The 19429-nt window shown below is 63.1% G+C and carries 18 protein-coding genes; 10 read left to right on the forward strand and 8 right to left on the reverse strand.

Annotated elements, in window-relative coordinates; all coding sequences use genetic code 11:
* Positions 1-244: 244 nt before the first annotated feature.
* Together B9A19_RS11315 and B9A19_RS11320 are read left to right on the forward strand one after the other, a co-directional pair.
* Complete coding sequence (locus tag B9A19_RS11315; RefSeq protein ID WP_084090911.1) at positions 245-955, forward strand: response regulator transcription factor; 711 nt, start codon at positions 245-247, stop codon at positions 953-955.
* On the forward strand, positions 955-3024 hold the full coding sequence (locus tag B9A19_RS11320) for a sensor histidine kinase (RefSeq protein ID WP_084090912.1): 2070 nt from the start codon (positions 955-957) through the stop codon (positions 3022-3024). Before B9A19_RS11315 ends, B9A19_RS11320 begins: the two co-directional genes overlap by 1 nt.
* Positions 3025-3125: 101 nt before the next feature.
* Here the strand turns inward: B9A19_RS11320 and B9A19_RS11325 are convergent, their stop codons facing one another.
* The 3 genes from B9A19_RS11325 to B9A19_RS11335 all read right to left on the reverse strand — a co-directional run bounded on the left by B9A19_RS11325 (position 3126) and on the right by B9A19_RS11335 (position 5490).
* Positions 3126-3815, reverse strand: a complete 690-nt coding sequence (locus B9A19_RS11325; RefSeq protein ID WP_084090913.1) for an amino acid ABC transporter permease — start codon at positions 3813-3815, stop codon at positions 3126-3128.
* Positions 3812-4570 (reverse strand): amino acid ABC transporter permease, encoded by a 759-nt coding sequence (locus B9A19_RS11330; RefSeq protein WP_084090914.1) that lies wholly within the window; start codon positions 4568-4570, stop codon positions 3812-3814. Before B9A19_RS11330 ends, B9A19_RS11325 begins: the two co-directional genes overlap by 4 nt.
* 116 nt (positions 4571-4686) lie before the next feature.
* Positions 4687-5490 (reverse strand): ABC transporter substrate-binding protein, encoded by an 804-nt coding sequence (locus B9A19_RS11335; RefSeq protein ID WP_084090915.1) that lies wholly within the window; start codon positions 5488-5490, stop codon positions 4687-4689.
* A gap of 264 nt (positions 5491-5754) precedes the next feature.
* On the opposite strand from B9A19_RS11335, the gene B9A19_RS11340 reads away from it, so the two are divergent.
* From B9A19_RS11340 to B9A19_RS11365, 6 genes are all read left to right on the forward strand, one after another.
* Complete coding sequence (locus B9A19_RS11340) at positions 5755-6978, forward strand: glycoside hydrolase family 18 protein (protein ID WP_084090916.1); 1224 nt, start codon at positions 5755-5757, stop codon at positions 6976-6978.
* Positions 6979-7154: 176 nt separating this feature from the next.
* On the forward strand, positions 7155-7817 hold the full coding sequence (locus tag B9A19_RS11345) for a hypothetical protein (protein ID WP_084090917.1): 663 nt from the start codon (positions 7155-7157) through the stop codon (positions 7815-7817).
* Positions 7817-8521 (forward strand): hypothetical protein, encoded by a 705-nt coding sequence (locus B9A19_RS11350; protein ID WP_084090918.1) that lies wholly within the window; start codon positions 7817-7819, stop codon positions 8519-8521. Before B9A19_RS11345 ends, B9A19_RS11350 begins: the two co-directional genes overlap by 1 nt.
* 18 nt (positions 8522-8539) lie before the next feature.
* Positions 8540-10171 carry a Dyp-type peroxidase gene (locus B9A19_RS11355; protein ID WP_084090919.1) on the forward strand — a complete coding sequence of 544 codons (1632 nt, stop codon included), beginning with the start codon at positions 8540-8542 and terminating at the stop codon, positions 10169-10171.
* A 193-nt stretch (positions 10172-10364) separates the two neighbouring features.
* Positions 10365-11060: a GntR family transcriptional regulator gene (locus tag B9A19_RS11360; RefSeq protein ID WP_176216889.1), complete on the forward strand. Its 696-nt coding sequence runs from the start codon at positions 10365-10367 to the stop codon at positions 11058-11060.
* Entirely contained in the window at positions 11057-12391 is a 1335-nt protein-coding gene (locus B9A19_RS11365) for a GGDEF domain-containing protein (RefSeq protein ID WP_084090921.1), read from the forward strand. The genes B9A19_RS11360 and B9A19_RS11365 overlap by 4 nt, the downstream gene beginning before the upstream one ends.
* A 43-nt stretch (positions 12392-12434) precedes the next feature.
* On the opposite strand, the gene B9A19_RS11370 is transcribed toward B9A19_RS11365, so the two are convergent.
* The 4 genes from B9A19_RS11370 to B9A19_RS11385 all read right to left on the reverse strand — a co-directional run bounded on the left by B9A19_RS11370 (position 12435) and on the right by B9A19_RS11385 (position 17223).
* Positions 12435-13640 carry an aspartyl protease family protein gene (locus B9A19_RS11370; protein ID WP_176216890.1) on the reverse strand — a complete coding sequence of 402 codons (1206 nt, stop codon included), beginning with the start codon at positions 13638-13640 and terminating at the stop codon, positions 12435-12437.
* A gap of 201 nt (positions 13641-13841) precedes the next feature.
* Positions 13842-14978 (reverse strand): NHL repeat-containing protein, encoded by a 1137-nt coding sequence (locus B9A19_RS11375; RefSeq protein WP_084090923.1) that lies wholly within the window; start codon positions 14976-14978, stop codon positions 13842-13844.
* 8 nt (positions 14979-14986) lie between these two features.
* Entirely contained in the window at positions 14987-15520 is a 534-nt protein-coding gene (locus B9A19_RS11380) for a DUF4124 domain-containing protein (protein ID WP_084090924.1), read from the reverse strand.
* A gap of 23 nt (positions 15521-15543) precedes the next feature.
* A complete protein-coding gene (locus tag B9A19_RS11385; RefSeq protein WP_176216891.1) occupies positions 15544-17223 on the reverse strand; it encodes a tetratricopeptide repeat protein in 1680 nt (559 codons plus the stop codon).
* A 221-nt stretch (positions 17224-17444) separates the two neighbouring features.
* Here B9A19_RS11385 and B9A19_RS11390 point away from each other — a divergent pair, with 221 nt between their 5' ends.
* Both B9A19_RS11390 and B9A19_RS11395 read left to right on the forward strand, forming a co-directional pair.
* Complete coding sequence (locus B9A19_RS11390; RefSeq protein WP_084090926.1) at positions 17445-18023, forward strand: TMEM175 family protein; 579 nt, start codon at positions 17445-17447, stop codon at positions 18021-18023.
* Positions 18024-18036: 13 nt separating this feature from the next.
* Positions 18037-18447, forward strand: a complete 411-nt coding sequence (locus B9A19_RS11395; protein ID WP_139798789.1) for a hypothetical protein — start codon at positions 18037-18039, stop codon at positions 18445-18447.
* A 99-nt stretch (positions 18448-18546) separates the two neighbouring features.
* Here B9A19_RS11395 and B9A19_RS11400 read toward each other — a convergent pair whose 3' ends face one another.
* Positions 18547-19371 (reverse strand): hypothetical protein, encoded by an 825-nt coding sequence (locus tag B9A19_RS11400; RefSeq protein ID WP_084090928.1) that lies wholly within the window; start codon positions 19369-19371, stop codon positions 18547-18549.
* Between the last annotated feature and the right edge of the window lie 58 nt (positions 19372-19429).

A 19429-nucleotide genomic window follows, 5' to 3' on the forward strand; every position in this document is an offset into this window, starting at 1 on the left:
ATGCTCCTCAGTACGCCGTTATGGGGTGGCCGTTCCGGCCTGAACCGCACCGTGGCAAGGTGCGTCGTTCTGGCAACCATGGTGCTGCCGGGGCACTGGAGCGAACAATGCGGCCGTCATGCCAGAATGCGCCCGGCGGCGGAGCGCCCGGTCACGCTCCGGAAGAAACACTCACACCGACGTGCTGGCGCGCTCGGGGCGAAAGTACGGATACTGTGGGCATAGTCAACCGCAGGTCGTTGCCATGTTCAAAGTCGCCGTCATCGAAGATGACATCCCTACCAGTAACCAGCTCAAGGGCTGGATCGAGGCCGCGCGGCCGGGCATCACGGTCGAGCAATGGTTCACCCGCGACGATGCCGAAGCCGCCATCGCGCGCGAGCAGTACGACGTGGTGGTGCTGGATATCGAGCTGGGGCGCGAGCGCCATGCCGGGGTGGCCATCATCAATGCCATCAACAAGCGCCACGGCACGCCGGTGCTGGTGGTGTCGGCCATGCCCGCAGCCATTTACCGCAGCATCATGAAGGCGCTGGATGCGTGGGATTACCTGCAGAAAACCACGTTTGAAGAGGCCGACTTCGTCGATACCTTCCTCGAAATCCTGCGCGCCGCGCGCGAGAAGCAGGCCACGCAGCCGGCTGCACCTGCTGCACCGGCCAGCGAGTTGTCGCTCGACCCGCTGCGCCAGTCCAGCCCCACCTGGCGTGGCCAGCGCGTCAACCTGCCGCTGACGGCGCAGCGCATCCTGGCGGCGTTGTATGCGCAGCGCGGGCAGGTGGTGTCGTACGATGATCTGTTTGCAGTGGTGAAAAGCGGCCGCAACCGCGACAACATCCGCAAACACATCAGCACCATCCGCGATGCTTTTCGTGAGCTGGACCCGTATTTCGACGGCATCGAGAACATCCCCATGCGCGGTTTCCGCTGGGTTGATACGCCGGGGCAGGGCTGATGGCGCGCTGGTGGAGTCTGGCGCCGTTCCGGCTGCGGCTGCTGTTCCGTGGTGCTTTCCTGTTGCTGGCGTTGGCGACGTTGGCGCTGGCGCTGTACGTGCTCAAGGAGGAAAAGCAGCTCGGCTATCGCAGCTACCAGACCAGCTTTCACAAGACGGCCGAGCAGATCGCGCTGCGGTTGCGCCACCCCACCGGCCAGCTGGCCTTGCTCAACCCGCCCGCAGCCAATACGCCGGTTACGCCGCTGCACCCCTTGCTGCTGCCGTTTCCGGCCATCGATTTCGACGACCAGAGCAAGGTACAGCAGGCGGTGGAGATGTCCGGCTGCCAGGTGCAATACCCTGCCTATGGTGCGGTGTGCGTGGCCATCGGCAGCAACCCGTATGCCGGTGGCTTCATCTATGTGGCGGGGCGTTTTGCCAGCGCGCAGCTGGTGCCGCATGCGCGCGGCGATCTGGATGTGACGCAGGCGCATCGCGTGCGGGTGACTGCCACGGTGCGTGGTCAGACCTATCGCTGGCTGGCGCCGTTCGAGCTGCCGGACGGGCGTGGCACGCCCGATGGCGATGCCGCGCTGCGTGGCCGGCTGACCGGCTTCATCGAGGACGAACTGGCCCAGCCCGGTGCACGGCCGGTGAAGGATTTTCGCGGCTGGCTGTGGCAAAACCCGCAATGCGTGAGTGAGGACGCCACCAGGCCGACCACCGGCTGCGCGCGGCGCGCATTCTTCTCGGTGCGCTTGCCGGTGGCGGTGCTGCGCGACGCGCTGTTCGAGAAAACGCGCCCGGTATGGCCGCCGGCCGATCTGGCTCGCATGCAAGTGCGGGTGGAAGTCTTGCCGCCAGGGCAGGGCGTGCCGCTGCTCGACAGCAACAGCAGTGGCGCTACGCCGCCATTTTCGCTGGCCGACCTCACGCCGCTGCTGCTGCCGGGCGAGACGTTGCGCATCCGCAAGCAGGGCAGCGCGCAGAATCTGCTGACGCTGGCCGGGCTGGATGACAAGCGCGGCGACACCGCACGCTGGCTGGGTGGCGTGATCCGCCGCCTGTCGGTGGATGGCTATGACCAGCCCATCCAGGCCAGCGAAATCATCAATACGCCGCTGGGCAATTACGAGTTGCAGCTGACCGGGGATATCGGCGGCATCAACCGCAGTCTGGCGGCGGTGGCCACGCGCATATCGTGGTTTGTCGGCGCGATGCTGTTGGCGATCGCGCTGACCTGGGCGCTGATCGAGATCGGCATCATCCGCCGCATCACCGTGCTGACGCGGCGTGCCGCCAGCGTATCGCGCGGCGTGCGCGGGGTGGGTGAGCTGGAGCAACTGGAGCTGGGCGACCTGCGCGGCGCCGACGAACTGGGCGTGCTGGCCGGTGCGCTGTCCGATCTGCTGCAGCGCGTGAAAGAGGACGTGCAGCGCGAGCAGATCCGCGCCGAACAGGAAAAGGACATGTGGCACGCAGTGGGCCACGAAATCATGTCGCCGCTGCAATCGTTGATGGCGCTGCACGGCGGCGCGGGTGACGAGAGTGCACGCTATATCCACCGCATGCAGCAGGCCATCCGCATCCTGTATGGCAGCGCCTCGCCCAGCGAGGCTTTCCAGGCCACCACCTTGCAGGTGGATAGCCTGGAGCTGGATGCCTTTCTGCACCATGTGGCCGGCAACGCGCCGTGCGTGGGCATCAACGCCGTGCGCTACCACGGCCCCGGCATGGCGGTGCAGGTGCGCGCCGATGAATACTCGCTGGAGGATGTGATCACCCACATCCTGCGCAATGCCGAGCGCTACCGGCTGCCCGACACTCCCATAGACATCACGCTGGAGGCGACGGCTACCGCCGCCACCGTCACCATCCACAATCAGGGGCCGAACATCCCCGATACCCTGATCAATGCGGTATTCGAATACGGCGTATCCGACCAGCAGGACGCGGCCGCGAACGGCAATCGCGGTCAGGGCCTGTTCGTGGCCAAGACCTATATGGCCAAGATGGGCGGCACCATTGCGGCCATTAATACCGGGGATGGGGTGAGCATGGTGCTCACGCTGCAAAGGGCCATTTAGCGCGGCTAAAAAGTCCCTGCTGGCTGCGTTGCGCTTACTTGCCGTACCCTTGTACTGTCTGCGTTTCGCACGCCTTGCCAGCACCGCTCCGCTGGGGTTTGTTAGCCGCTCTTCGGTGCGTGCCTGCCCGCCAGCAAACGCTTGCCCAGCCACTGCACGCCACTGCACAGCAGCAGGTAGACCAGCGCGACGAAGCTGAAGACTTCCAGCGGGTAGACCTGCTCGCGGTTGTTGACCTGATTGGCGACGAAGGTGAACTCGGCCACGCCGACGATATAGGCCAGCGAAGTGTCTTTGAGCAAAGTCACACACTGGTTGACGAAGGACGGCCACACCGTGCGCAGTGCCTGCGGCAGCAGCACAAAGCGCAGCGCCTGCCGCGGTGTCAGGCCGCAGGCCAGCGCTGCTTCGCGCTGGCCCGAGGGGACGGCAGCGATACCGGCAGCAACCGCATGCGCCAGATACGCGCCGGAGACCAGCGCCAGCGCCAGCAGCACCGTGAGCACGCCGGGGATATCCACCTTGAACACGATGGGCAGCAGGAAGTAGCACCAGAACATCAGCAGCAGCACCGGTATTGCGCGCAGCAATTCACTGCTTGCGTGCAGCGCCAGGTGCAGCCAGCCACGGCATTGTGCCAGCGCAATGCCCCACGCCAGGCCCAGCGCGCTGGCGAGCAGGCCGGCACCGGCGCCCAGCAAGACTGTCAGCGCCAGCCCGCCCAGCGGCCCTGCTGGCCAGGCGCCAACCAGAAAGAACAACAGATTGTTGGTGACGATGCCGGTATTCATGCAGCCCCCCATGCGGCGCGTTGGCGCGGGCGCAGCAAGCGTTGTACCAGCACGATCAGCAGCACATACAGCACGCTGGCCAGTGCAAACGACTGGAAGGTGAGCAGTGTTTCGGCATCGATCTGCCGCGCGCGGTAAGACAGCTCCATCACACCGATGGCCATGGTCAGCGAGGTGTTCTTGAGGGTGTTCAGATAACTGCCCAGTACCGGTGGCCATGCGGTGCGCCATGCCTGCGGCAGGACGACGTAGCGCAGCACCTGCCACTGCCGCATGCCACTGGCACGTGCAGCTTCCCACTGGCCGGGTGGTACTGCATTGAGGCCGGAGCGGATATCGCCCGCGATGAAGGCAGTCGCGTACAGCGACAGCGCCCACCACGCGGCCAGCAACTCGAACGATGGCCACGGCAATGCCCAGTCGCCCAGTTGCAGCAAGACGCGCGGCGTGTTCAGCCACAGCATCCAGCTTTCGGGCAGCAGCGCGCCGATGCCGAAATACCAGAACAGCACCTGCACCAGCAGCGGCACATTGCGCACCCCGTTGTGCAGCGCCGCCAGCGGCCATGCCAGCCAGCGCGCCCGGGCCTGGTGCCGGGCAATACCCAGCGCGCAACCCAGCAAGGTACCGGTGGCGATGACGGCCAGCGAGAGCAGGCTGGTGTACAGCAGGCCATCGAGCATGGCCTCGACATGACGCAAGGTCAGCCAGCCATTGCCCAGCCAGCGTGGCGGATGGACAAGCCAATCGGTCATTGGCGAACTCCCAATGAAAAATGGCGGGCGCAGGCGCCCGCCGAAGAAAGGAGATGAAGTAGCTCAGGGGTGAAATATGTAACCAGCAGGGCTGGCTGCAGACCCGATCAGTGCAATCAGGTCTTGTCGCCGACGCGGAAATCGCGCGGCAGCGGGGCGCGGGTCTTGGGGCCGAACCAGTGGTCGTAAATCTTCTGCACCTCGCCGGATTTCTCCAGCTCGGTCAGCGTGCTGTTCACGAAATCGGTCAGGCGCGCTTCGCCCAGCGGCACGCCGATGCCCTGGTATTCACGCGTCAGCGCGAACGGCGAAATTTCGTACTTGGTCTTGTCCGGTGCGTTGGCCAGCAGCGCCAGCAGTTTGGCATCGTCCTGCGTGATGGCCTGTACATTGCCATTGCGCAGCGCGGCAAAGGCCAGCGGCGTGTCGTCATAGGCGACGACCGGGGTTTGCGGGTACTTTTCGCGCAGCAGCGCTTCCTGCGTGGTGCCCTTGTCTACGCCGATGCGCAGCTTGACGATGTCGTCCGGCTTTTTCAGCACATCCTTGCGCGCAATGAACTTCTGCCCGGTGGCGAAATAAGGCACGCTGAACGACACCTGTTTGCGGCGCTCGTCGGTGATGGTGAAGTTGGCCGCGACCAGATCAACCTTGTTGGCGGTCAGCAGCGGAATGCGGTTGGCCGGGTTGGTGGCCTGCAGCTCCAGCTTCACGCCAAGCTTTTTTGCCAGTGCCTGCGCAATATCGATGTCGAAGCCGGCCAGCTGGCGCGATTTTTCGTCCACAAAGCCGAAGGGCGGGTTACTGTCAAAGGCGGCCACGCGCAGTACGCCGGCTTTCTTGATGTCATCGAGTTTGTCGGCCAGTGCATGGCCGGAGAGGGATGCCAGCGCCACGGCCAGCAAGAGGGCGATTTTCATCGTGGGGTCTCCCGAAGTATTGGATGGCACACGCAGGCGGGTTGCCTGCGGGCCGGAGGGCGCGGTGGGTAACCGCGTGCCTTGCATCTTGCGGGATGGCGATTGATAACCGGAAAGAATTAAATATTCGTTTTATAGTTTTTGATGAGCTATAAAAATCGATGTTGAATGTAAGTTCTTGTTTGTATGTAATTAAGACGACCCGAGCCCGCCATTGCAATAGCGGGTGCTGTGGGTGGTTGATAACAAAAAAGGGAGACCCGCATGAAAACCTGTTTCAAGATTGCCTGCCTGCTGGCAGCACTGGCCGGCATCTGCCACGCGGCCGAGACTACACCGGCCAGCGCGGTAGTGGCTGCCAAGCCTGCCGTAGCTGCCGGCAAGCGGGTAGTGGCGTATTACATCTCGTGGGGCGCATACGGCCGCAATTACTATCCATCCGATATCGATGCCAGCAAGATCACGCACCTCAACTATGCATTTGCCAATATCGCCAACGGCCGTATTACGGTGGGCGATCCCAATGTGGATACGCGCGGCAAGAACAATTTTGGTGCCTTGCGGCGTCTCAAACGGCAAAACCCGGCATTGCAGACGTTGATCTCGGTGGGCGGCTGGTCGTGGTCCAAGTCGTTCTCGGATGTGGCGCTGACCGAGCAATCGCGCAAGGTGTTTGCCGATAGCGCAGTTGAGTTCATCCGCGAGCACAGCTTTGACGGCGTGGATATCGATTGGGAGTTTCCGGTATCCGGCGGGCTGGAAACCAATGTCTATCGCCCCGAGGACAAGCAGAATTTCACCTTGCTGTTTGCTGCGCTGCGCAGCGCGCTGGATGAAGCAGGCAAGAAGGATGGCCGACCCTATCTGCTGACCGCAGCCCTGGGCAACAGCGAGAAATTCATGGGCAATACCGAAATGGGCAAGGCCATCCAGTACATGGATTTCGCCAACGTGATGGCCTACGACCTGAATGGCACCTGGAGCAAGTCATCCGGCCATCTGGCGCCGCTGTATCACGACCCTGCCTCCATGCTGCCGGGCGCATCTGACAAGAACAATGTGGCCTCGCTGGTCGATCTGATGCTCAAGGCCGGCGTACCGGCCGACAAACTGGTGCTCGGCGTGCCGTTCTATGGTGTGAGCTGGAAGAAATGCGCGGCCGAAAAACAGGGCGAGTATCAGCAGTGCGATGGCAAGGGCCGGGGCAGCTGGGAGGACGGCACGCTGGATTACACCGAAATCGAAGACAAGCTCGTCAACAAGAAGGGCTTTACCCGCTACTGGAACAACATCGCCAAGGCGCCTTTCCTCTACAACCCGGACGGCGGCGAGTTCGTCAGCTATGAAGACAGCGAATCGCTGGGCTACAAGCTCAAGCTGATCAAGGAGAAAAACCTGGGTGGTGCCATGTTCTGGGAGATCACCGGTGACCGCAACCAGACCTTGCTCAAGCAGCTGGCCAAGGATTTGCTGCCCGTAGCCAAGTAGTTCATGCTGCGCCGGGGCGGGCAATCTGCCCCGGCGTGATGTGGCCCGCTTTCCTACATGCAGGCATGCAAATAGTGCTTGCTGGCTGAGGCTAAAGCCTCTACCTTGGTCAGCCATTTATGCTATTGGGGTAAGCCGTGCCCCGGGCAAATGAACTGGCCGAGGGATACGCTGCCATGTCCAATATTGCGGGCAAAGCCTATGCAATGAACGTGATCACGCCGATACGCTGGTATACGGCGTGGCTCAACAAGCTGATCTTCTGGGTGGCGCTGCAGCGCCCGGCCACGCTCAAGGGCTTGATCACGCTGTCGCTGATTCACTATGCGCGCTGGGTCATCATTGGCCGTGACCAGTTTCCGCACGTGCACCCCAGCCAGCCCAGGGAAACGCTCAAGTATTCCTACATGCTGTTCTTCAGCAACTTCAACGGCAGCTGGGATCAATACGTCGATTCGTTCACCTTTGCCATTCCCAGCGGGCTGGACATGTTCTGGAAGTGGAACGTGCGTTATTCCAAATCGGTATCACTCACCCCGTTCCATAAATACATCCGCTATAACCAGCTCGATACGCTGCATTACTACAACGCCTATCCGCTGGCCACGTCCAACGACGTGAAGTCGGCGCGCATCGTCAAGGCCAAGCTGCTGGACTTCGACAGCGCCACGCGCGACGCCAGCGATGACGATTTCGCCAAGCAATACCGCACCTTGCTGCGTGATTTGCAGCACGACCTGGGCGATATGTACCCCACCCCCATCGTCAGCATGTCGGCCTATCAGGTGGAACGCCGCCAGCGCTGGCACGAAGGCCAACTCGACGGGAGCAAGCACTGATGGGCAACCTCAGCGGCAACGCCTATGCACTGACCGTGCTGTCACCGATCAAGCCAGGCATCATTGCCGACGAGCAGATCGCCTACGCCGACAAGGTACGCAGCATCCTGCAGGGCTGGAATGGGCTGCCCAACAGCCCGATGACAGCGGTGCCACAGACCTATCTGTGCCGCTATTTCGTGCTCGACAACGTGTATACCGAGTCGCAACCCGGTGGCAGCGCACCGGACACGCTCAACGACTGGTTACCGGTGGTGCCGGACTGGTTGCGCCGCGCCGCCATGCCTGCACATGATCAGCTCAAGTCGCGTTATCTGGTGTTCTCGGCCAATGTGTACGTCGGCCCGTCGGGCGATATCGCACCGTATCTGCGCGGCATGTGGCAGGCCATACGCAAGGAAGTCGAATCGATCTGGCAATACTGCTATGGCTTCGACGAAGTGAAGGATGCCGATGGCTTTGCTGCCTATATCCAGCGTTGTGCGCTGCCGGCATCGCTGTTTTTTGTCGGCTCCAACGACGAACCGTTGCCCGAGCAGCTCAAGGCGCTCTACATCAAGCAGCAGTTCGCCCGCTTTGCCGTCGACAACCAGGGCTTGCCCACCGCCACCCTGCGGCAGAACTTCCAGGCCTTCATGAAGCAGATTGCCCCGCACGAGCTTGCCACTCCCACGTGGGAGCCCGGCAAGTACCGGCTGCCCTGACCAACAAGGATTGCAAGCGTGACCTACCAACTGGATTTGCTGGACATTCAGGGCAATGTACTGCGCGCCTATGGCCGTTTTCGTTACCCGGCTGCCCGCTATGTGTTTTTCAATATTCGTGACGGGGCCAAGGGGCGCGCCTTTGTTGCCGCGCTGACCCGTCGCGTGACCACGGCGGTGCAGTGGGGCGAAGGCCCGGACAAGCTGCCGCCGCCTGAGTGGACGCTGAATGTGGCATTCAATTATCAGGGGCTGAAAGAGCTGGACCTGCCGCGTGAATCGCTGATCGGCTTTTCGCCCGAATTCGTGGCCGGCATGAAGGATCGCAAGGACATCCTTGGCGACGATGGCCCGAGCGCGCCCGAGCACTGGGACCCGATCTGGCAGCACAACCGCGAAACGCGCGAGCACGATGTGCACATCTTCGTCTCCATCAACGGCCTGATGCCCTTGCCCAAGGATGCCAAGCCTGCCGCCGTGCAGGCGGCAGTGAATGACGCCAAGGCGCGCGTCGAAGCCGGCTATCGCTGGCTGCTGGAGCAAGTAGCCGCGCAGCAGGGCGGCGTGGCATTGCTGGGCGGCCATCGTGGCGACAACGGCGAGTTGCTCGACTATCAGGATGTGCAGGCCGTGCTGGAAAACGGCGTGCCGACCAGCAAGGAGCACTTTGGCTACACCGACGGCATCGGCGACCCGGTATTTGAGGGCGTGCCCTATGACGCCGAGCGCATCAATGGTCGTGGCAAACAGCTGGCCAATGGTCAGTGGGCGCCGCTGGCCGCCGGCGAATTCCTGCTCGGCCATACTGACGAGGCACTGGAATACCCGCCTGCGCCCAGCCCGCTGCTGCTGGCGCGCAACGGCACCTACATGATTTATCGCAAGCTGCACGAGAATGTCGGCACTTTCGAACGCTATCTGGACGAACACGGCCAGCGCTATCCCGGCGGCAAGGAGCTGCTGGCGGCCAAGTTTGTCGGCCGCTGGCGCGATAACGGCGCACCCATCGTCAAGGCGTGGGACGATGCCAGCAAGGCGCGTTTCGATGCCGACTACAAGGCTGCCGATGGCCACGGCAAGGATCAACTGCTGAGCAACTTCACCTACGACGAGGACATGAGCGGCGGCCGCTGCCCGTTCAGTGCGCATATCCGCCGCATCAACCCGCGTGCGTCGCTGGAGTTCACGCGTGACGAGCAAGACCCGGCCAAAGTCTGCGGTGCGTTCAGCGTCAGCGAAGGCGCTTTCGATACCCCCGGTGCGCTGGCCAACCGCCGCCGCGTGCTGCGCCGTGGCCTGCCGTATGGCACGGTGAAGGATCGCAGCCGCGACGACGGCAACCATGGCATCATCATCATGATGCTCAATGCCGATATCAACCGGCAGTTCGAGTTCGTGCAGCAGCAGTGGATCAATTACGGCAACGACTTCAAGGCCGGCAACGACAAGGAAATCCTGCTCGGCAACCACAGCCAGAGCGAGCATTTCCCCAGCAAGGCGGTGTTGCAAGTCGATCCGGCCAGCGACGACGCGCCTTACATCCTGCCGCGTCTGCCGCGCTTTGTTGAAACACGTGGCGGCGAATACTTCTTCGTGCCCAGCCTGACCGCGCTGCGCATGATTGCGGCCGGCACGGTCGACCCGACCTGATCGCCTCGCGGGCGGGCCGCCACGGCCTGCCTGCATGCCGGGCTGGCGCGATTTGTCGGCGCGCGCTGTGCCCATCGTCTAAAAACATCTGTGAGAACGGATGTTTGACTGACGCAGGCAAGGGGGCTGGGCCGGCATGATGGATGTATACGGGTTCGATCGAAAATTGCTGGCCTTGGCCCCGGATGCGGGCATGCCGCAGGCTGCACAAATCCAGTTTTTCCAGAAGCTGCGCGTGGCAGTGGTGGCCGGCTACTGGCTGCCGGGCGAAGCGTTGCCGCAGGCAGAATATTTTGCCCAGGTGCTGGGCATGGCCATGCCCGAGGTGGAAGCAGGGCTGGATGCGCTGACGCAGCAGCACTGGCTGAGGCGCGAGGCCAATGGCAACTATGTCATCACGCCCAAGCTCGATCAGCCTATCGCACGGCTGGCCAGTTTTTCCGAGATGCTGCGTGCACGCGGATTTACCCCGGGCACCGAATGGCACATGCGCGAGGTAGCCTCGGCCAATCATGACGAGCAGTGGCGCCTCAACCTGGAAGGCGGCGCACTGGTATCCCGGTTGGGACGCATACGCCGCGCCGACGATATCGTGATGGGCTATGAGGCCACGACGATCCCGGCCGTGTTCATGCCCGACCCGATGCAGGTCGGTGATTCGCTCTATCAATACATGCGTGACAACGATCTGAGCATCTTCCGCGCCGTCGAGGAGATCGATGCCGCCTTGTGTGATGCCGCACTGGCTGCACGCTGCCACTTTCAGCCCGGCGATTCCATCCTGCGGCTGACGCGTGTGGGCTATATGCAGAATGGCAGCCCGCTTGAGCTGACGTATTCCTATTTTCGCAGCGACTACTACCACTATGTCGTGGAGTTCACCGAATGAACCTGCCCGGCATAGACCTGAACATGGATGCCGCCGCGCTGGGACAATTGCTGCCATATGCCGCCTGGGTCAAGGATATCCATCTGCGCTACCGCTGGGTGAACCGCCACTGGGCCGACATGCTCGATTTGCCGGTGCGCCAGATCATCGGGCGCTCCGACGCCGAGTGCATGCCGCCCTGGCTGGCCGAGCCTATGGGGCGGGCAGATTGCACCACGCTGGCTCGCGGTGAGCCCTATGGCAACGAGGTCATGGTGCAACTGCAGGATGGTCGCCAGCGGCTGTGGCGCATGCAGCGTCAGGCGGTGCTGGACACCGAAGGCAATCTGGATGGTGTGGCCGGTTTCGTCATCGATGCCACCGATGACTGGCGTGCACGGCGCGAACTGAAAAAACTCACCTTGCAGAGCAGTGGCTGGTGGCAATCGCTGAAAAGCCATGCCCTGGTGGCCACGCTGACCCCGCAGGGCCGCTACAGCTATGTCAGCGAGCATTTTTGCCGCCTGGTCGGTTGCCCGGCGTCGGGCTTGCTGGGCGAGAACCACGCCACGCTGGGCTGGATAGCCGTCGGGGTCGATTTCCACCATGTGCTGGCCATGGCATCGCAGGGTAACCCGGTGCGCTTCGAATTTGCCGGCACCCGCAGCAACGGGCAGCGTTTCTGGGCGCAGTCACTGGTCATTTCGCTGGGCACGCCGGTGGGCGACGAGCCGCAGTTCTTTGAAATCGTGTCCGACCTGGGCGAGGTGCGCGAGGTGACGCAGAAGCTGTCGGCCGCCAATGCCCAGCTGACTGCGGCACTGAACGAAAACGTCGAGCTGATTGCCCGGCTGGATCATCTGGCCCGCACCGATCCGCTCACCCATTTGCTCAATCGCCGCTCGTTTCTGGAGCGTGCGGCACAGGAACAGGCGCGCAGCGCCCGCCTGCAGCAGCCGCTCAGCGTGCTGGCGCTGGACATTGATCACTTCAAGCAGGTCAATGATGCATTCGGCCACGCCGCTGGCGACCAGGTGCTGGAGCGGCTGGCCGAGGTGTGCCGCGAAACCTGCCGCATCATTGACATCGTTGCGCGCATGGGGGGCGAGGAGTTTTCCATCCTGCTGCCGGGTACGGGACCCGAACAGGCACAGGTGCTGGCCGAGCGCCTGCGTCTGGCACTGGCGCAGCAAACCGTGGTGTTGCCGGATCAGCAACGCATCTCCTTTACCATCAGCATCGGCGTGACCGGCTGGGGCGCGCACGAGTTGTTGCAGCCTGTGCTGGAGCGCGCCGATCAGGCGCTGTACCAGGCCAAGAGCGGTGGGCGGAACAGGGTGATCAGCCTCTAGCTGTGCTACCCGGCAGCAGCAGGCCACATGGTGCACGGGCTGCTCAGGGTGAGGCAAACAGCGGCTCCAGTTGCAACTCCACTGCGTCTGGTGCTGGCGTCTGCAGTCGCAGGCGGACGCGTGTGCCCGTTGCGCCATCCAGCTTGCTGTCGAGTTCGCATTGACCGATCGCGTCAGCAGGCAGTGAATCGACGCGGGTAATCAGCATGCCACGGCGCAAACCGGCGTTGGCCGCCGGGCTGTGCGGCAGCACGGTCGAGATGGCGAATCCCTGCGCGGTTTTCCATGCGATCAGGCCGCTGTTCCCGTATTGCGGGTGCTCGCAGCCTGGCGGGCGCAGTTCGGCGTGCAGCAGCGCGCGGGGCTTGTCGATGTACAGGTTGAAGCGTCGCAGCAGCGGTGGCCCGACATAGGCATCGATTTCATTGAGGATGGGGGCGGCCGATTGCGGGCTGAGATAGAACTCGGCCACTTGCGGCGGCAGGCGCTGGCCGAACAGGCTGATCGGCTCGGCAAGGGCAATCTGGTAAAGGTTGGTTCCGCCGATGCCACTGCCCACCAGACGCCGTAACGGGCCAGTGCGCTGCAGCGAGCCGGCGTGCTCGCCGACGATGGCCAGCGCGGCATCGTAGCCGCTGTCGAGCACGATCTTGCTGTCGGAGTTGCCGATGCGTGCCGGCACCACCAGTTTTTGCCCGTCATGGCCGCTGCTCAACAGGGGAACCGGGTTGGGTTTGCCGGCAAACGGGTTGCTTCCGGGCGGGTAGACCCGTAGCTCGTCGTGATCGTGATCGATGGCAAGGGGCTGGTGCAGGTAAAGCTCGGCGCCGATGATGCCCACAACAGGTACATCGTGGAATGCCTGGCGCAGAAAGGACAAATCGGTGTTGACTCCATCGACGTCCTGCAAGGTGAGATCGCCCAGTTGCAGTGTCGTGGCGCGGATGCGCTGGCTTTGGGCGGTTGCCGTACCCATGCCCAGCAGGCGGATCGGCTTGCCTCGCGGCAGCGCCAGCGCATCGCTGGTCTGGGCATCCAGTGCAAACGACCCGCCGGTATCGAACAGCAGATAACCGATATCCCTGCCGTTGATGCGCGCCTGCAGCAGTGGCAGGCCTTGTACATATTCCAGGGGGAGTGTGGCCAGCGGCGCGACGGGGTTGGCATCGTCGGCGCTGGCAGGCAGCGCCAGCAGCGCGACGGTGAAGCAGACGGCAGCGAGCAGGCCCCTGCCGGGCCGGTGCCACAAGGAGGCTGATCGCAGTGGGGGAGGGGCAGCCGGCATGGCTAACTCCGCGTAGCGGGCCACCCCGTCTGGTCGGCATGCCGGCTGTCAACCGCTGGCGGGCAGCGGCAGACGGCCAGTCCATGCTGCCAGGGCAGCGGGCGGCTCTTGTTCCACCATAGCTGTCAAAGCCGCGCTGCAGGCGTTACGCCGGCAGGCGGTGGGCTAGGCGGCTTGCTGCTCGCGCCGTTGCAGGATGTTGAGCGCGATCAGTGCAGCGCCCAGCGCGAGCAGCAGTGCAACCGCAAAATAGGAGAGTGCACGCATCACGCGCTTTTGCAGGAATTGCGACTCCAGGCCGGATCGAAAGGCGGCATCACCGAAAGGCGCCAGTATCTTGCCATTCAGATCGTACTGGCGGACTTCCAGCCGGCCCGGGTCCACCACCAGCATGCGCTTGCCTATCGCCAGCAAGGCGGTGGGGTCTGCGCCAGATGGTTGTTCGATCTCCAGCGTTTGCGCGGTGCCGTTGGCAGGCAGCATCAACAGTTTGCCATTGGCCATGTGGTGGTCGTCATCGATGACCCAGAGCGTGCCATCCGCGGCCTCGGCTGCGGCGGCGGGAAAGTCGCTACGCCGATCCAGTTCCGAATCAGACAAAAACCGCTCGTCGCGGACGGTGCCGAAATCGGCCTGCTCGGGGCTGACTGCGCTGATACGGTGGAAGTCGGTGTTGGCCACGTACAGCAGGCCGTCGTGGCCGATCTGCACCGTATTGGGGAAACGGTATCCGTATTCTGATCTGGCCTGCAGCTCGCCATCGCGGGACAGGCGCAGCAGCCGGTGCTGGGCGGTATCGGCCAGGAAGAGTGCGTTGCGTTTTTCATCCAGCCACAGCTTGAAAGTACGGGTGCTGCGAAAGGCCGGCGCGAACGGTTCGCAAGTGCCGCCTTGCAAGGGGCAGCGCTGCAGCGCGGTGTCGCCCTCCGGGACTTCGTCGATGCCCTTGCCGTTCTTGCGCATGTACACGCGCAGTCCCTTGCCGGGCGGGCCATCGCCCACGGGGCGGCGCAGAATGATGCGCCTCTGCTTGTCGATCAGGAAATCGCCAACCAGCATGTCCACGCCAAAGCGCGACAGCGGAATGCGTTCCTGCTGCACGCCGTTCTGGTTGAATACCACCAGCTCTTGCTCCAGCCCCACATAGACGCGCCCATCGCCGCCCAGCTGCAGGTGCGTCGGGCCACGCACCGCGTGAGCGCTGCCGTTGCTCCACCACCAAAGCGCAAAGGCCAGCAGCAGGCCCAGCCCGGCCAGCAGTGCGTAGCGGTCAAATTTGCCGAGCTGTCTGGATGTGCGCATGCCCAGGCTCAATCAGTTTTGGCTGCAACGCTCAGATAGCGGGCCTGGCCATCTTCCAGCACGAAGACGTATTGTTCAGTCGACGTTCCGCCCATGGGCTTGTTGTTCAGCACCATTTGCTCGTTGACCTGGCAGGTGACCATGGCGCGATCCGCCTCGATTTTCGGCGTGTCGCACCGTGTGCTCACCTGATAGCGCTGGGCTGCCTGCAATACGCGCCTGGTCATTTCACCAAAGGTACGACCGTCGTAGCGGGCGGTGCCTTTTTTGTTGGTGATTTCCACCACCAGCTGGCTGGAGTGAAAGCGCCGGGCCGCTGCATAGTCGCGCGCCTGCAGCGCCTGGCTGTAGCGGCTGATCGTGTCCTGCACCACGCGCGGTGTGAGCTTGCTGGCGCGTACCGGTTGTATCGCCTTGTTGCTGGGCAGCTCCGGGCAGGGGTCATCCTGATAGCTGACCTTGCCGGCGGCATCGGTACAGACGTTGATGGCGAACGCAGGCAGCGGCAACAACAACACAGCAAGCAGGGGCAAGTAGCGCATGAGTATCTCCTCCGGTAAGTGATTCAGGCGGGCGTGCCCGCATGTTGGGAAGCAAGCAACGCCAGCGCTGCACCAGCCTCGGCCAGCACGCCCGGCCAGTCGCCGGCTTGCCGCTGGCGGAACAGCCGTGCATCGGGATACCAGGGGTTGTCGCTGCGATCGAGCAGCCAGCGGAAATCGGGCGATACCGGCAGCAGTACCCACACCGGTTTGCCCAGTGCCCCGGCCAGATGCGCCACGGCGGTGTCGACGGTGATGACCAGATCAAGCTGGCTGATCAGTGCCGCAGTGGCTTCAAAATCACTCAGCCTGTCTGCGTGGCTGGTGATGGGTAGTTGCGCCAGCGCGGCCTGATCGCTGTCGCGCACGCGTTCATGCAGGCTGTGGAACTCGGTACCCGGTGTGGCGACCAAGCCGGCCAGCTGCGCCAGCGGGATGGAGCGCGAATAGTCATCCTTGTGCGTGGGGCTGCCCGACCAGACCAGACCCACCCGCAGCGCGGAGGGCGCGCCCAATCGTGCGGCCCATTCGGCTTGGCGTGCACGACTGGCATGCAGATAGGGTGTTTGCGCCGGCAGCGTGGCCAGCGTAGTGCCCAGTACATGCGGCAGGCTCATCAGTGGGCAATGGTAATCGTGGTCGGCAAAGCTGCTGCCGGCTTGCGCAACGATCTGGATGGCCGGCGACAGCGATTGCAGCAGCGTTTGCAGCGGCGCCTTTACCTCCAGTGTGACGTGGGCGCCCTGTGCCAGCAGCGTCAGCGCAAAGCGGCTGAACTGGATGGCATCGCCAAAGCCCTGCTCGGTGTGCAGTACGATGCGCTTGCCTTGCAGTGGCTCGCCAGCCCAGCGCGGGATTGCAAAGCGCGCCAGGTCGCCGGCACGGCTGGGCAAGCGCCAGCGTGCTTCGTAGTTGGCCCAGCCCTCGGCAAACTGGCCCAGCTGCAGTTGCGTCAGCGCAATCGCCCACTGGATGTCGGCATCGTCGGGGGTCAGCTGCAGTGCCTGCGCGTAGCTTTGCAGTGCCTCGGCATGGCGGCCCAGATCGCACAGCGCATTGGCCTTGTTCTGCCATGCGTGCGCATGGCTCGGGTTGCGTGCCAGCGCGGCTTCGTAGCTTTGCAGGCTGTCGGCATAGCGGCTCAAGCCGCGTAGTGCATGACCACGCGTCAGCCACGGGGCCGGGTCGGCATTGTCGAGCGCAATGGCTTGCTCGGCAGCGGCGAGCGCTGCGGCAAAGTCGCGTTGCTCCCAATAAGCGATGGCGAGGTTGCCGTGCGCGTCGGCGTAATCGGGCGCCAGCGCCAGCGCGCGTTGATGGCTGCTGATGGCATCGGCATGGCGGCCCAACGCGGTGAGCACGTTGCCGCGATTGACCCAGGCCGGCGGAAAGTCGGCATTCAGCGCCAGGCATTGATCGAACGCTGCCAGTGCATCCTGCAAGGCGCCGCGCTCGCGCCGAACATTGCCCAGATTGAGCCAGGCATCGGCCTGTCCCTGATTCAGTTGCAGCGAGGCCATAAAGCCGGCCTCGGCCCCCGCCAGATCACCAGACTGCAATTGTGCGGTTGCCAGCAGGGTACGCACCTGCCAGTTGCCTGGCAGCTGCTGCAGCACGGTTTGATAACCGCGTATCGCTGTGGCGATATCGTTGTTCTGGTGGGCCTGGAAGGCAGCGGAGAGGATGGCGTTCAGATCGGACATGAGGGAGGCGCAGCACGCACAGGACAGGCTGCCGGTGGCGCCCATCCGGCACGCTGCCGCTTTGGGCTGGAGCAAGAAAAAGGAAAGTCCATTATAGGGGTATCTTGTTTATGCTGTTGTTCTGATTGACGCAGCATTGCCGGGTGTCGGGCGTTATCGGCATGCGCTACCATGCCGCCACATTCAGACAAAAAACGCCGGCACAGCCGCGAGGAGCGCACATGAACAAGAACCGCCTTGAAGCCTTCAGCGACGGCGTGCTGGCCATCATCATCACCATCATGGTGCTGGAGCTGAAAGTGCCGCATGGCGAAACGCTGTCGGCGCTGCTGCCCTTGCTGCCGGTGCTGTTCTGCTATGTGCTCAGCTTTGTTTACGTGGGTATCTACTGGAACAACCACCACCACATGCTGCATGCGGTGAAACAGGTGCGCGGCGGCGTGCTGTGGGCCAATCTGCATCTGCTGTTCTGGCTGTCCTTGCTGCCCTTTGTGACCGGCTGGATGGGCGAGAACCACTTCGCGCCCGTGCCCACCGCACTGTATGGCGCCGTGCTGCTGATGGCGGGCGTGGCCTACTGGATGCTGGCGCACTGCATCATTGCCATCGAAGGCAAGGATTCGCTGCTGGCCCAGGCCATAGGCAAGGATCGCAAGGGCATGTTGTCGGTGGTGATCTACGCCATCGCCATTCCGCTGGCCTTTGTCTCGCAATGGCTGGCGCAGCTGCTTTATCTGGTGGTGGCCGGCATCTGGCTGATACCGGATCGCCGGATTGAGCGTTTGCTGGGCGCGCGCTAAGGAGCACATGGCAATGGCACGGCAGCGCAACGTCCAGCAACAGAACGCGCTGACCCATGCCGGCATTGCCCGCTGTGCCGCGCATTGGCGTGCGCATCCGTGGCCGACTGCATTGCAGCAGCAGGCAGCGCAGCAAGGGATCGACCCGCAACGCGCCATCATTGTCTGGATGAAGCTCGATTTTCCCGGCATGCCGCGTGTTTGGGGGTGCTTGCTGACCGAGGACGGGCGCTTCATCGATTTTGAACTCGACACTGATCCTGCCCATGTGACGCTGCGCGCGGTGGAACTGTGGCAGGACGTCACTGCTGAACAGAACACCAACCCGCACAACCGGGGATTTGGTGCGGGCGAAGGGGCGCTGGCCTCGCAGGTGCTGCGGCGGCTGAACGGTGTGGGCGCACAGGATGACCTCCAGGGGTGAGCACGCCCCCAGCGGCACGGCTGCGCGAGTGTCGCGATCGCGGCACCAAGCGCAATTGTGGATGGGTACAGAGGCCAGGAAGCGTCCCCGGCGTCAGCGTCAGGCCGCTTGCGGTGCTGCCGTGGAGAAAATGTCTTTCCAGCTATGGAAATGAGTGAGGAGGCCGATTGCCATCAGTGGCACCATCATGATGATCGTGATCACCGGAGGCAGTACCGATATCCAGGCGCCGCCAACGAGGTTGAGGCCGCCAAGCTTGGCCAGCACGACCAGTATGACGACGATCACGATCAGCACGAGCAGCAGTGCCACCAGGATGAGAGCGGCAAGCAGGATCAGCCCGAGCAACGGCAGTATGTTGCGCAAGGTACCGATGAAACTGGCCTTGAGCGACTGCAGCAGACTGCGCTGGTGCAAGGTGCCTTCCTGCGGGGCAAAGTAGGTCAGCGCCATCGCCGGCAGCATCAATGGCAGCATGAGCAGCAAATAGTGGCCGGCACCATGCGTAGCAAACCAGATGACCAGCGCTTGTTGGTCGAACATGACGCCATAGGGAATGCTCAGCCAGCTTGCCACGACCAGTTGCAACATCAGACTCAGCAAGCTGGAAACGAGCCCCAAGCCCAAGGCAAATTGCCATCGCGGGGCGAAAGCTGCCAAGCCGGCAGACAGACTGATCTGGCCCGTGCTGTCTGCAGTGCGAATGATGCCTGCGAAGATGCACAGCAAGGGCGGGTAGAGCATCGTTACGGCCAAGGTGCCGCCAACGGGCAGGAAGCGTGCCGCAACATTCGGTGCGACCAGCAGCAACGCCAGCAGGCACCAGCGCAGCGGCGCTTGTTTGAACTGCGTCCAGCCTTGTTTCAACCAGCGGGCGCCGGTGCCGGCTGGATGGCTGATCGGGGAGATGGCGTGATAATCCATTGATGATCCTGTAGCAGAGAGCCGCAGCAGTGCAGCTTTGGCGCCCAGTGTAAATGTC

It is taken from the genome of Andreprevotia lacus DSM 23236, assembly GCF_900176275.1.
Lineage (GTDB): Bacteria > Pseudomonadota > Gammaproteobacteria > Burkholderiales > Chitinibacteraceae > Andreprevotia > Andreprevotia lacus.

What these genes read in the sequence shown, in the direction of transcription:
- B9A19_RS11360 (WP_176216889.1), top strand. Translation starts at nt 10,365, where the DNA reads ATGCCGCAGGCTGCACAAATCCAGTTTTTCCAGAAGCTGCGCGTGGCA.
- B9A19_RS11330 (WP_084090914.1), bottom strand. Translation starts at nt 4,570, where the DNA reads ATGACCGATTGGCTTGTCCATCCGCCACGCTGGCTGGGCAATGGCTGG.
- B9A19_RS11385 (WP_176216891.1), bottom strand. Translation starts at nt 17,223, where the DNA reads ATGTCCGATCTGAACGCCATCCTCTCCGCTGCCTTCCAGGCCCACCAG.
- B9A19_RS11315 (WP_084090911.1), top strand. Translation starts at nt 245, where the DNA reads ATGTTCAAAGTCGCCGTCATCGAAGATGACATCCCTACCAGTAACCAG.
- B9A19_RS11375 (WP_084090923.1), bottom strand. Translation starts at nt 14,978, where the DNA reads ATGCGCACATCCAGACAGCTCGGCAAATTTGACCGCTACGCACTGCTG.
- B9A19_RS11320 (WP_084090912.1), top strand. Translation starts at nt 955, where the DNA reads ATGGCGCGCTGGTGGAGTCTGGCGCCGTTCCGGCTGCGGCTGCTGTTC.
- B9A19_RS11335 (WP_084090915.1), bottom strand. Translation starts at nt 5,490, where the DNA reads ATGAAAATCGCCCTCTTGCTGGCCGTGGCGCTGGCATCCCTCTCCGGC.
- B9A19_RS11400 (WP_084090928.1), bottom strand. Translation starts at nt 19,371, where the DNA reads ATGGATTATCACGCCATCTCCCCGATCAGCCATCCAGCCGGCACCGGC.
- B9A19_RS11365 (WP_084090921.1), top strand. Translation starts at nt 11,057, where the DNA reads ATGAACCTGCCCGGCATAGACCTGAACATGGATGCCGCCGCGCTGGGA.
- B9A19_RS11390 (WP_084090926.1), top strand. Translation starts at nt 17,445, where the DNA reads ATGAACAAGAACCGCCTTGAAGCCTTCAGCGACGGCGTGCTGGCCATC.
- B9A19_RS11325 (WP_084090913.1), bottom strand. Translation starts at nt 3,815, where the DNA reads ATGAATACCGGCATCGTCACCAACAATCTGTTGTTCTTTCTGGTTGGC.
- B9A19_RS11350 (WP_084090918.1), top strand. Translation starts at nt 7,817, where the DNA reads ATGGGCAACCTCAGCGGCAACGCCTATGCACTGACCGTGCTGTCACCG.
- B9A19_RS11380 (WP_084090924.1), bottom strand. Translation starts at nt 15,520, where the DNA reads ATGCGCTACTTGCCCCTGCTTGCTGTGTTGTTGTTGCCGCTGCCTGCG.
- B9A19_RS11340 (WP_084090916.1), top strand. Translation starts at nt 5,755, where the DNA reads ATGAAAACCTGTTTCAAGATTGCCTGCCTGCTGGCAGCACTGGCCGGC.
- B9A19_RS11345 (WP_084090917.1), top strand. Translation starts at nt 7,155, where the DNA reads ATGTCCAATATTGCGGGCAAAGCCTATGCAATGAACGTGATCACGCCG.
- B9A19_RS11395 (WP_139798789.1), top strand. Translation starts at nt 18,037, where the DNA reads ATGGCACGGCAGCGCAACGTCCAGCAACAGAACGCGCTGACCCATGCC.